Below are 12,074 nucleotides of genomic sequence, written 5' to 3'. Positions count from 1 at the left end.
TCTTGGCTTATGACATGAAAGATGTAAGAACTGCAATGGATCCGTCTGATAACCACTATCATTTCGTTCTTATCATCATTGTTATATCACTCATTATCGCTGCAGGAATATCTGTTTTATTTACCGCTGGACCAGGTCCGGAACAGAGCAGCAATACATCGCTTCTTCCTCACATTTCCGACAGTTCCGGACAGGACCTGAGTTCTGCTGATAGCTGGATTGTACGAATTTTATGGGTCGATCACCAGAACCGAACCTACTCTTTTCAGGATTATCCACAAGAAACAAGACCGGATCCTGATGTGTATACCTTTCAAGGAGATCCTCCTCCCGGGGCAGAGGCAGCCATGATCCGGTTTCTCTCCTGGGACGGGAGTACTGAACGAACACAGGGAGCGCGCTACATCATGGACCAGGAGATGGTAACATCTGTCCTGAACCGATACAGCCTGATGGCTTCCCTGTCAGCTCTGCCGGTTGCCACCCCTCTCGCTACCCAGACTCCTGTTCCATCCGGGACACCGGTTCCGGGGATGCTGATTCCTGAATCCGGAGTGGTATGCAGAAATGCCGATGGTTCTTATACTGCCAGATTCGGGTATATATCCAGACATGATCACCCGGTTTCCCTTCCGGTCGGGGAATTAAATATGTTTCATCCCGGTTCTGCAGACAGGGGTCAGCCGGTTGTTTTTCTGCCTGGAATTCACCACGATGTCTTCACGATCACATACCCTGCTGATGCAACCAACCAGGCCTGGTCTTTGATGAATAAACAAGTATCAGTCGGGACGGTCCCTGAAGTAAATACCATAATTACTATCGAACCAGTATCAGGATATGCGCCACTTGAGGTCAGATTCAGCCAGCGCTCAACCGGGTCGGTGACGAACAATCCCCTGTCAGGGACATGGAATCTCGGAGATGGAACAACAACGTCAGAATCAGATCCATTCTTTCACCGGTATGAAAACCCCGGACGATATCTCGTCAGTTATACGGTCTCAAATCTTTGCAGCCAGGCACGGGATACGGGGGTCGTTGATGTGTATCGTGCATCATATACCTGGGAAGATGATCCCAATGATCCAGCCACCATCAGGTTTCATTCCACATCCGGTGGGGATCCTGACGTCTGGTTCTGGGATTTTGGTGATGGATATACCTCGTGGGAGGAGAATCCTGTTCACCGGTATCAGAATCCGGGAACCTATAAAGTCGGTCTGACCTTGTCAGGAAAGCATGGGAAAGGAACCGTAGTACATAGTATCATTGTTCCTTCTTTATAGCCTTTGAATATTTGTCAAATAACCGGTAAAAAGGAGCAAAAGAAAATGCAAAGTATCAGGTTCTGGATTTTCCCGGCGGACCGAGAATTTTCTGAACTGCACCAAGAAGATTATCCGCGATATAGGGCTTTACTACATATCCCCGTGCACCCATCCGCCTGGCAAGGTCTACCATGCTCTCCTCACCGACTGATGTACACATCATTACCTTTGCATCAGGGGCATCGATCCTGATCCTTCGCAGGACCTCAATTCCGTTGATGTCTGGCATAATGAGATCGAGCATGACCAGATTTGGCTTTAATGCATGATATTGCCTGATTCCCTCTTCACCACAGGTAGCAAGGCCTGATATCTCATACCCCGCAGAGAGCAGAATGGATCTGAGGAGATTGCGATCAAAGTCTGTATCGTCTACAATCAGGATTCCCATCTGTATCTATCCCTCGCTTTTGAATCTTTAAAAATTCCACACATTCATCCGTGCAGGGTCAGGTGCTCCGACTACTTCCTTTACGGTTGCGAGGAGGGATCTGGCCTGGAATGGTTTGATGATATATCCCTTTGCCCCATATCGCATGGCCAGATCAACAACCGGGTCAGAATGGGCTGATGTGCAGATCAAAGCGTTTGTCTTGGCATTCTCCTTCATCAGTTTTATGAGGACCTCCATCCCGTTCATCTTCGGCATCATAAGATCTATGGTGATAAGATCAGGCTTGAGTGTTCGACTGAGTTTTATCCCCTCTTCTCCGCTTCGTGCTGTCCCGACTACTTCATACCCTGCAGAAAGCAGAATGGAGTGAAGGACTTTCCGATCAAGATCCTCGTCGTCAATAATAAGTACCGTTGGCATATATCCTCCAGTTTATCCCGCCTCTTCCGGAAGGGTAAAAAAGAAGGTTGCTCCTTCACCGGTAGCCCCTTCTGCCCATATCCGTCCACCATGCCGGTGCACTATCCGTTGTACTGTTGCAAGGCCGATGCCATTTCCAGGGAACTCCTGGTGGGAGTGAAGCCGTTGCAGAGGGATGAAGAGGAGGTTTGCTTTCTCGGATGGAAAACCTGCGCCGTTGTCTTTGATAAAGAACACCCGTGTCTGACCCTGCATCAGGCTACCTACCTGGATCTGTGCATTATTAGTATGCATCGTATATTTCCATGCATTTCCGATAAGATTTTTAAGGGCAATCTCACACAAGCCAGGATCTCCATATGCTGCCAGTCCTTCCTCAACCCTCCAGTGAACCCTCCGGTCAGGATCATGCGTTGCCAGCTGACCCAGGATATCACGTGCTATACGGGAGATGTCAAGTTTCTCCATCTGGAGTGGTGCCCGGGTTACTCGTGAGAGCCGCAGAAAGTCCTCGATAAGCTGGTCCATCTGGTTTGCTGCCTGCCTGATTCTGGACAGACATTCAACACCGTCAGGGGGAAGGTACCCGGCATAGGTCTCTTCAAGGATACGGGAGAATCCATCAATAGCAATGAGTGGTGCCCGCAGATCATGCGATACTGAGTAACTGAACGAATCAAGTTCCCGGTTTGCCGCCTCAAGTTCTGCTTCAAGCCTGGATCGCTCCCGTGCCATCTCAATTGTTACGTACAGGTCCCGTTCTCTGAATGGTTTTACAAGGTATCCAAAGGGACCTGCTTCTTTTGCACGGGCTATGGTCTGTTCGTCAGCATAGGCAGTTAGGAAAATCACCGGGATATGATACTGGCTTGAGATCCGATCTGCGGCCTGTATCCCGTCCATCTTTCCTGCCAGATGAATATCCATGAGGATCACATCAGGCCTCGTTTTTCCAGCTTTATCTACTGCCTCTTCTCCGGTCGGAAGAGTATCAACCACTTCATATCCGTACCGGCGAAGTTTGGATGCGATAGATTCAGCCACAATTGCCTCATCTTCAACGATAAGCACCTGGGTCATATATTTCCTGCCTGTTTCGGGAAGGTAACGGTGCAGATCATTCCTGCACCAGGTTCACTCTCAATACATAATGATCCGCGTATCTGCCTTGCAAGGATACGCACAAGTCGCATCCCAAGACTGGAGATCTTTTCAATCTCAAATCCTGGTGGGAGACCAACTCCGTCATCCGAATACCGCATCTTGCATCCCTCATCCTCACACGTCAGCCTGATGGTGATAAGCCCTGAAGGCCGGTCCACAAAGGCATATTTCATGGAATTTACCATCAGTTCATTTACGATAAGTCCGATGGTGACAGCGGTATCCAGATTGAGCATGATACTTCCGACATCGATATCAGTCCTGATATCCCTTACGGTTGCAAATCCCTCGGTCACTGCCTGTGCAAGATCCTCAAGATACTGCCCGAAGGGAATGCCTGCAAGTGACTCGGTCCGGTATAATGTCTCATGGACAAGGGCCATTGAGTCGATCCGCTGTTCACAATCATGGAGGGCTGAGAGGATGACTTCATCGGTGATGTACTCTTCCTGCAGCTGGAGCATGCTTGATATGATCTGCATGTTGTTCTTTACCCTGTGGTGCAGTTCACGAAAGAGCACATCCTTCTCCTCGATCATATGGTGGAGTTTCTCCTGATACCGCTTGTTCTCGGTAATATCAATGAGGATACCCCGGGTGCCGGAGAAAACCCCGTCACGGAGGATGGGGGCAAGGGAAAGATGAATAATTCGCGGATCCGAAGGGTCTCCTGCAGCAATAAAGTCCCCGGAAACCGGCATCAGATCATTTGCGACCTTTTTCAGAATGGTGGAAAACCTGAGTTGCTCCTGCGCGGAAACCAGTTCTGATGCCATGGTGATATCGGTACCCGGAACATGTGATGCACTAAGAAGAGCGAAAACGCCACGGTTACAAAAGGTTAGCTTTCCGTTTGTATCAGCTTCAAAAAGTGGTTCGGGCAGGAGATCAGCCATCTCACGAAACCGGCGTTCGCTCTCAATCAATGCCTGCTCCTGCATCCGCTGACTTGTTTTATCACGGATAAGCAGAAGGATTGCATCTTCTCCTGCATGGGAGATAGGAACGCTGATGAGCTCACCATATATCTGTCGGCCATTTTTCGTTTTGAGAAATCCTTCGCCTGCTCTTGGACTCTTCTCTCTGGCCTTGGTCTTCAGGATCTCATGAAACCAGTTCTGCAGGTCAGTATCAAGAAAATCATGGAGTGGTTGTTTGATAAAGACATCAGGGCTGTCCACTTCAAAGAGTGCATTCGCAGCAGGATTCAGATAGACTACAGAATTACCTGATAAAATTGCAATGGCATCAGGAGATGTCTCTGAGAGCTGCATATATCGCTCCTCACTTTCAATAAGAGCATCCCGAAGTGCTTCTTCAGCCTCAATTCGTGAGATAACATTTCCTATCTGTGACGCAACTCCCTCAAGAGGACTTCTTATCTCATATGGGACTTCGATCAGGTTGTCTGAGGCCAGGATGAACCAGCCGGTTACCTCTTCATATCTGATAATTGGGATGAATGCAAGTGCAGTAAACCTGCTTTCATACCGGTGCAGGTCAGTCATGCTCATATAGAGCGGATCTCCGGTATTGAGGATCATTTCATCTCCAATCCTGGAAAATTCCTCGTAGAGTCTGTGTAATGCTGCCCGGTATGGCCCCTGGTCAAGGAACGGGGAGAGTTTGCCAGAGGTATGGTCATACAGATAGACTGCACCGGTCTCAAGACCGCCTATCTCTATCGCTGCAGACAGAGAGAAACTGAGAGCAGATTCAAGGGTTGAACTACTGGCAAGTGAGATCCCAAGTTCTCTGAGTATGGTTCCCTGCCTGTCAAGCTCCCTCTGTCTTGATATGTCTCTGCCAACTGCCTGTATCTCCTGGATATCGAACCGATCATCGAATATGACTCTGATTACCCAGCTGTGCCAGATGGTCTTTCCATGACTTCCCTGAAATGGCAGTTCCAGTTGGGCTGAAGGATTGTCCGGGTCACAGAGGGAGATGACCTCTTCTATCTCCCGCTTATGGTCCGGGTAGAGTGAGTAAAATGTCACTCCGTTCAGAGTATCAAATGGTATTTGGAGACTTTTTGGAAAGGCCGAGTTGACAAAAAGGATGACTCCTTCTGCATTCATCCTGCAGACGAATTCGGTCATATCCTCAACAACCGCCCTGTACCGGCGTTCTTTTTCCACAAGTGACTGCTCAGCCCGGTGTCTGCTGACACCTGTGCGGATAAAATGCGCGAGTTCAGTGAAGAGTTCCTCTGGATTCCCACCCTTTTTGATGTAAAAATCAGCCCCGGCGTTGATGGCCTCCATCGCAACATCTTCATGTCCCTTTCCGGTGAAGATGATGATGGGAATATCAGTATTCATCTGACGAATCTCTTTTAAAAGAACAATTCCGTCGATGTCCGGCATTTCGTAATCAATAATCAAGCAGTCAAATCCAAAAAGATCCTCCCTGGTAAGGGCTTCAGCACCGGAATTACAGATATCAACCCCGATGGAATGAACTATGGAGAGATAATCCCGGATTGCCTGGAGCATCCCGGGTTCATCATCCACAAAGAGCACCCGTATCGGAGGATCAGAAACCATATTTTTACCTAGCATACTGCATCCAACAGCCCGATTGGGATTTTGCCAGTTATCGTGACAAATATACTTATCCTCTCCGGCGTAGATACACTAATCCGTTACAAAGCATTATGAAGCAATACACATATTTCCTTCTCCTTGGTGTCATCGCAATTCTTGAAGTCGGGATATTTTTCTGGTCGGTAGAGAACCTTGAACCCCTGGTTATGACAGGAGCGGTTATAATCGGGGTTTTGGCAGCCTGGATTTCAAGGCAGATGGTTGATGATGTGATTACTGATGAACGCTCACACCTGATCACTGAGAAAGCTTCCCTGCGAACCCTGCAGGTTATGGGAATAACGCTTTTTTCATATGCCCTTGGTGGCGTGGTAATCAGTCTCGGGGGAGACACGTTTGGACCATTCTCGTACCAGATTGCCCGGTTTTCATTCCTCCTCATGTTCATTGTCTTTCTGATGATCATCGTGTACATCCTTTTCATCTCCTGGTACGAGCGGAAATTTGGTGCCGGAGGGGAGGATGAAGAATAAGATCAAGGTTTTCAGAGCTATGCATGACATGACTCAGGAAGACCTTGCACGGGAAGTTGGCGTGACAAGACAGACCATTCTTGCAATAGAGAAGGGAAAATATGATCCTTCCCTTGAGTTAGCCTTTAAAATGGCACGCCGGTTCCATGTTACCATCGAAGAGATATTTGTATTTGAAGAATCTTCTCCTTGAATATGGGTTGAAAATGCGCATAATTGCTGACAAAAAGCTGAGAGTCCTTGTCCATGAGGAAAGTAGATATAACAGAATGTAAATATAACTATACATGCGCAGGAACTGTCCTGCACGAATGGTTCGGAGGTGATACCAAAGCTGGAACGCAAAAAGCCCCACACCTACCCATCCGGTATGCCATCCTCACCAGAGGATAATACAAAACCAGAAGAGACATGACCGGTTCAGGCAATCCAAAAAACCCCCCATCCAGCACTCCCCGCACAATAAACTGCACTGGACCGGAAATGGATACACCCCATAAACCTTGTTTTCAGGTCCGGGATCCCCTCCCGGATCATCACTCATGAAATTTTAAATTAAGCTTCCTTTTCCTGGTGCGGTGCTCCCAGGATTTTGGAAACTGCTGCAAGAAGTGATGAATCAGAGATAGGTTTGTGAAAAAGAGCATCAGCACCGGATCGCTTTGCAAGGTCTGCAATCATCTCATGGCAGATGGACGTGCAGATGAGAAATGATACCATTGGACTTGTCCCCTTCATGATCCTGAGGAGATCCATACCGTTCATATCAGGCATGATAAGATCCAGTGTTACCAGGTCTGGTTCCATCTGATGAAACATGGTTATCGCTTCAGCCCCTGACGAGGCTTTACCGGTTACCAGATATCCGGCATTGGTGAGTATCTCCGCAATCTGATCCCGGTGCGCGGGCTTGTCATCAACGACCAGTATTCCTGACATGGGACAATCCTGGGAATAAATCATCGTCTTTTATTTGTCATATTTAAAGATATGCCCTGCAATACCTGCGTGTGCCCAGTCAGATGCTTTCGTAGGGTATTGCCATCAGAAAAACCGCATAGATACACATCTGAAAGAATGTCACCGGAATACCATATCTGCAGAATAATCTCATGGAAATATGAACTCCCTGTCGCTCTGCCTGCTGGACGATGATGACATTGCTGGCTGCACCGAGAATGGTAAGGTTTCCTGCGATGGTGCTTCCTGACGCAAGAGCCAGAACGATTGATGGGGAAACTCCCGATGATAACAGGAGCGGCTGGAAGAGAGCTACAAAAGGGACATTTGAAATAACCTGTGAGAACAGAATCCCTGCAACCAACACAAGCAGAATGTCCGTCCCTCCTGTCTCCGGTATCAGCCCTTGGAAGAACCCGGTATTATACACACTCTGCATCAGGACAAACATCGCTGCAAAGAAGATGAGGGTGTGCCAGTCGATATTTCTCAGAAGTCTTATCCGCTCTTTTGAAAAAACCAGAACCGGAATGGCGGCGGTGATTGCAATCCACTCGATAGGAACTGCCCACCCCATCTGAAAAAGCCCGCTGATAATCTGCAGTCCGATACCGGTGAATATACAAAGAAAGGAGAGATACACCGGCCATGGTTTGGTATCCGGAGATATCTCCCCGAATCTGCATCCTTCAGCAGGGTTACTGACTTCCCTGAAAAGCGGACGCAGGAAGAGGAAGATCACACCGAGGGAGAGGAGAGTCGGAATAAAAAGGCCTGAAAAAAAGAGGAGATACGGGGACAGATCTGGAACATATGAGGCGATGAGATAATTCTGGGGATTTCCGATAGGGCTGAATACACTTCCGGTTGTAACCGAAAAGCAGAGGGCAATCATTGCTCCGGGTTTTGAGACCCCAAGTCGCCCGGCCAGAATCAGGATGAGGGGTGCTCCGATAATAGCGATGGTGTCATTCATCAAAACTGCTGATAATAGTCCCATGGTCCCGATGATGAGAACCAGAAGCATGGTACCTGATGATGCATGCCGGCAGATCCACGTGATACAGTCTTCCAAAAGTCCGCTGTTTTTTACCCCTTCTCCAACGATGAACATGCCAAACAAAAAGAGCATGACTCCGGGGTTGATGGCCAGGATCGCATCATACGGTGATATCTGTCCGGTAATAAGAGTCAGAACTGCCCCGGCCAGCATAACCTGCCATATCGAGAAGGAAAACCGGCCGACCTGACGGATTGCAATCAGGACAAAGACAAGACCCAGAATAACAAGAGCGAACTGCGTGATAGTACTCTTCCTTCATGGAATATGATGCTCTCGCCTTACCAAAGTCCTTCAGCACGCAAATATCTAAAAAAAGCGAAAATGATACTTTATTATGGATTTGTCCAGATTTTTCCTGATACTCATACTCACTCTTCTGCTCTTCGGGACCGGGGCATATGCACTGGATTCAAAAATTCCAAAGGAAGGGACGGTATTTGTCGGAGAAAATGACCTTGATATATCAGATTGTAATGTCAGGGCCGGGGATGAGATCGCATTCTGGAGTTCAGGCTCCCCTGAGGGAACACCTGACTCCCGTGCGAAAGTAATGGATACCCGGCATTTTTTTGTGGATCCTGCATTCTTTTCCGGTAAAACCGGAACATGGTACGGGCTCATCAGTAAAAAACCCGTGTTCAAGGTTGAAGATCCCTGGATTCAGCTTGATGTGGTAGAGCAGGGGATTGATCACGAGCCGGAATGGATCAAAAAGGGGAACCTCGTTTCATTTAAGATATCATCCAATATGTATCTGTTACAGGAGCGGCCAGGTTCAGCAGGAGTTCCAGTCAGGATTAATCTGACCGGTCCGAATGAGACGACATTCACGACGCTTCAGTCACCAACCGGGACATATAATTTAGAGAAAATATTCATCTACTATAGTCCCTTTGATACCGGTGCAGTCTGGGAAACTAAGGATGATGACAAGTATCCTGAAGGAGAATATACCGCATGGGCCACCATTCTGGCAAATGATATCGCCGAGAAGAACTCAGGTGACGGCGTGACAACCAGTCTGAAAACGACCTTTGTGTTAAGCAAGATAAAACCAGAAAAGGAGAAGGAGTCAGAGAAAGATGGTTCAGATAAAAAATCCGGAACTGAATCTGAAGATACTGATTCAGATAATTCAGAGAAAGAAACCGATATTCCCACCCCGACACCGACCCCTACTCCGACTGAAACACCGGTTCCAGAACTGACCCTTGATATTACTCCAATCATCACTCAGTCCTCTATCGATGTGACCGCAAAACCGACGAAACCTCCGCTTCCCTCTCCACCCAAAGAAAAACCATCAGCACAAAAACAGCCGCTTGGCGTTGTAGTCTGCCTTCTTTCTCTTGTGGCAGTGATGATGACGATGGCAGCAAAAAGAAGATAATACAAATATCCCAACTTTTTTGATTTTGATCCGGTTCTGGTCGTCAGACCGGATGTCCCAGTATCCTCATTATACCTGATGACTCACGTAGTACTACATGAAGCGTGCACTCCTTTCAGTCTGGAACAAGGACGGCATCATCGACCTTGCCCGGACGTTGCACCAGGCCGGGATTGAACTTTTGAGCTCCGGGGGAACCGCAAAAGTACTCACTGCCTCAAACATTCCCATCATCGAAGTATCAGAATATACCGGGTTTCCTGAGATGATGGACGGGCGGGTCAAGACATTACACCCGAAAATTCATGGAGGGATTCTCGGCCGGAGAGGTACTGACGATGCCATAATGAAAGAGCACAATATCGGGCCGATAGATCTCGTCGTGGTCAATCTCTATCCCTTTGAGGAGATGACAAAGCAGTCTCTTCCCCTCGATGAACTGATTGAATTCATCGATATTGGCGGGCCGGCAATGATACGTGCTGCAGCTAAAAATTTTCAGGATGTCCTTGTCGTGATTGATCCGGCAGATTATCCTGCTCTCATGAATGCTGTATCATCTAAAAAGTCATTCTCCAAGGAAGAGCGACTTGCCTATGCCAGGAAAGTCTTTGCACGTATGGCCGCTTATGACGGAGCCATCAGCAACTATCTGTATGGTCTTGAAGAAGAGTTGCCTTCTGTCTATTCGGTTCAGTTCAGGAATGGCCGGATGCTGCGGTATGGTGAAAACCCTCATCAGATTGCTGCAGTCTATGGTGAGAGTGGGATTGGTGGCAGTCTTCCGCTCCAGGGGAAAGCCATGTCATATAATAATTATCTTGACGTCGATGCTGCAGTCGGGCTTCTCCGTGAATTTGATGAATGTGCAGCAGTTATTGTCAAACATAATAATCCCTGCGGGGTTGCGACCGGGGAGATCATCCGCGATGTCTATATTGCAGCCAGGGATGTGGACCCCGTCTCCGCGTATGGTGGCATTGTAGCGGTTAACCGGGAGGTTACCCCAGATCTAGCCAAAGAGATAGCCTCGACCTTTATAGAAGTGCTTGTTGCCCCATCTTTCTCTGAAGAGGCGAGAGAGATTCTTAAGACCAAGGAAAACCTCCGGCTTCTTCATCTCACCGATCCTGCAGGACATGCAGCGATAAGAACCATTGATGGTGGTGCTCTCGTTCAGGTGACACCGGTTCAGAGAGAGGAATGGCGGGTGGTAACTGACCGGGATCCGACCGCTGATGAAGAGGCGGCGATGATGCTTGCCATGAAGGTCTGTAAGCATGTGAAAAGTAACGCTATCATCTTTGCAGATAAAAACAGGGCCCTTGGCATTGGTGCCGGCCAGATGAGCAGAGTTGACAGTGCAAAGATAGCCATCTCGAAGGCGCAGTTCTCCTTGAAGGGTTCTGTTGTTGCATCAGATGCATTCCTCCCATTTTCTGATACCCTTGAAGTCGCCGCCGAAGCAGGGGCCACCGCCCTTATCCAGCCAGGAGGATCAATCCGGGACAACGAAGTCATTGCTGAGGCAAACCGGAGGAAGATGGCAATGGTCTTTACCGGAATCAGGTATTTCAGACATTAAGCAAAGGAACATGAACTTCCAAAACCAAAAAAAATATTGCATATTTCATGTCTTCACCATCCACAACTGAACCATGTATCCCCCTCCGGGATATCATGTCCATGATGATCTCCCGCATCGGTGAGATTGCCGAGACTCTCAGGCAGGATCAGGTTGATTGTTTTATATCTGCATTGATGTCGGCAGACCGGATATTTGTCATCGGTGCCGGCCGGTCAGGGTTTGTAGCAAAATCCTTTGCAATGCGCCTGATGCATCTGGGCCTGACCTCCTATGTGGTAGGAGAGACCGTCACCCCCTCATTTCACAAGAATGACACCCTCATTGCATTTTCCGGCTCAGGAAAGACAAAATCAGTCATGGAGGCATGTGAGACCACCCGTCAGATAGGCGGTCAGATCTGTCTGATAACCGGGACCAGGGTCTCACCAATGGCAGAGCTTGCGGATTGCGTGGTTCTTTTGGATACCGAAGAAGAGAGTTGCCATGTCGGTCCTGATCATTTTGACCTCAGGCAGCTCCGTGGTGAACACCGGTCAATATCAGCTGCCTGTACCCCCCTCGGAACCCTGTTTGAGACTACTGCCATGATATTTGCAGATTCTGTTATCAGTGCCCTGATTGAGATGAAACATTGTTCCATTGAAGAGATTATGCACCGGTATACCAATATGCAATAATCTCC

Annotated in this window: 13 protein-coding genes; 6 read left to right on the top strand and 7 right to left on the bottom strand. The window is 48.2% G+C overall.

Translation table 11 applies throughout. The features are described from left to right. Window positions 1-14: 14 nt before the first annotated feature. On the top strand, window positions 15-1,289 hold the full coding sequence (locus MHUN_RS15875; RefSeq protein ID WP_048067622.1) for a PKD domain-containing protein: 1,275 nt from the start codon (window positions 15-17) through the stop codon (window positions 1,287-1,289). Between the two features lie 55 nt (window positions 1,290-1,344). Here the strand turns inward: MHUN_RS15875 and MHUN_RS15870 are convergent, their stop codons facing one another. Genes MHUN_RS15870 through MHUN_RS17890 form a run of 4 tightly spaced genes read right to left on the bottom strand, consistent with a single transcriptional unit; the run spans window position 1,345 to window position 5,858 of the window. Then, on the bottom strand, window positions 1,345-1,722 hold the full coding sequence (locus MHUN_RS15870) for a response regulator (RefSeq protein WP_011449979.1): 378 nt from the start codon (window positions 1,720-1,722) through the stop codon (window positions 1,345-1,347). Between the two features lie 27 nt (window positions 1,723-1,749). Further along, window positions 1,750-2,145, bottom strand: a complete 396-nt coding sequence (locus tag MHUN_RS15865) for a response regulator (protein WP_011449978.1) — start codon at window positions 2,143-2,145, stop codon at window positions 1,750-1,752. Window positions 2,146-2,157: 12 nt separating this feature from the next. Beyond that, window positions 2,158-3,225 (bottom strand): hybrid sensor histidine kinase/response regulator, encoded by a 1,068-nt coding sequence (locus MHUN_RS15860; protein WP_011449977.1) that lies wholly within the window; start codon window positions 3,223-3,225, stop codon window positions 2,158-2,160. Beyond that, the gene (locus MHUN_RS17890; RefSeq protein WP_011449976.1) at window positions 3,222-5,858 is read right to left on the bottom strand and encodes a PAS domain S-box protein; all 2,637 of its coding nucleotides are present in this window, start codon (window positions 5,856-5,858) and stop codon (window positions 3,222-3,224) included. Before MHUN_RS17890 ends, MHUN_RS15860 begins: the two co-directional genes overlap by 4 nt. Before the next feature lie 110 nt (window positions 5,859-5,968). On the opposite strand from MHUN_RS17890, the gene MHUN_RS15850 reads away from it, so the two are divergent. Then, the gene (locus MHUN_RS15850) at window positions 5,969-6,391 is read left to right on the top strand and encodes a DUF2178 domain-containing protein (RefSeq protein ID WP_011449975.1); all 423 of its coding nucleotides are present in this window, start codon (window positions 5,969-5,971) and stop codon (window positions 6,389-6,391) included. Then, window positions 6,381-6,584: a helix-turn-helix transcriptional regulator gene (locus MHUN_RS15845; protein WP_011449974.1), complete on the top strand. Its 204-nt coding sequence runs from the start codon at window positions 6,381-6,383 to the stop codon at window positions 6,582-6,584. The genes MHUN_RS15850 and MHUN_RS15845 overlap by 11 nt, the downstream gene beginning before the upstream one ends. A 186-nt stretch (window positions 6,585-6,770) precedes the next feature. Here MHUN_RS15845 and MHUN_RS19325 read toward each other — a convergent pair whose 3' ends face one another. The 3 genes from MHUN_RS19325 to MHUN_RS15835 all read right to left on the bottom strand — a co-directional run bounded on the left by MHUN_RS19325 (window position 6,771) and on the right by MHUN_RS15835 (window position 8,615). Further along, window positions 6,771-6,935, bottom strand: coding sequence for a hypothetical protein (locus MHUN_RS19325; RefSeq protein WP_204222986.1), 165 nt, complete (start codon window positions 6,933-6,935; stop codon window positions 6,771-6,773). A gap of 11 nt (window positions 6,936-6,946) precedes the next feature. Next, the gene (locus tag MHUN_RS15840) at window positions 6,947-7,330 is read right to left on the bottom strand and encodes a response regulator (RefSeq protein WP_011449973.1); all 384 of its coding nucleotides are present in this window, start codon (window positions 7,328-7,330) and stop codon (window positions 6,947-6,949) included. A gap of 79 nt (window positions 7,331-7,409) precedes the next feature. Further along, the gene (locus MHUN_RS15835) at window positions 7,410-8,615 is read right to left on the bottom strand and encodes an SLC13 family permease (protein WP_394296022.1); all 1,206 of its coding nucleotides are present in this window, start codon (window positions 8,613-8,615) and stop codon (window positions 7,410-7,412) included. Window positions 8,616-8,748: 133 nt separating this feature from the next. Between MHUN_RS15835 and MHUN_RS15830 the strand changes: the two genes are divergently transcribed. From MHUN_RS15830 to hxlB, 3 genes are all read left to right on the top strand, one after another. After that, complete coding sequence (locus MHUN_RS15830) at window positions 8,749-9,804, top strand: DUF3821 domain-containing protein (RefSeq protein WP_011449971.1); 1,056 nt, start codon at window positions 8,749-8,751, stop codon at window positions 9,802-9,804. Window positions 9,805-9,901: 97 nt separating this feature from the next. Continuing rightward, window positions 9,902-11,389, top strand: a complete 1,488-nt coding sequence (gene purH, locus MHUN_RS15825; protein WP_011449970.1) for a bifunctional phosphoribosylaminoimidazolecarboxamide formyltransferase/IMP cyclohydrolase — start codon at window positions 9,902-9,904, stop codon at window positions 11,387-11,389. 47 nt (window positions 11,390-11,436) lie between these two features. Then, window positions 11,437-12,069: a 6-phospho-3-hexuloisomerase gene (hxlB, locus tag MHUN_RS15820; protein WP_143709547.1), complete on the top strand. Its 633-nt coding sequence runs from the start codon at window positions 11,437-11,439 to the stop codon at window positions 12,067-12,069. Window positions 12,070-12,074: the final 5 nt, after the last annotated feature.

Source organism: Methanospirillum hungatei JF-1, assembly GCF_000013445.1.
In the GTDB taxonomy this organism is placed as follows: domain Archaea; phylum Halobacteriota; class Methanomicrobia; order Methanomicrobiales; family Methanospirillaceae; genus Methanospirillum; species Methanospirillum hungatei.
The sequence above is the reverse complement of the archived record's forward strand: the minus strand, read 5'-3'. Positions and strand labels throughout refer to the sequence as shown.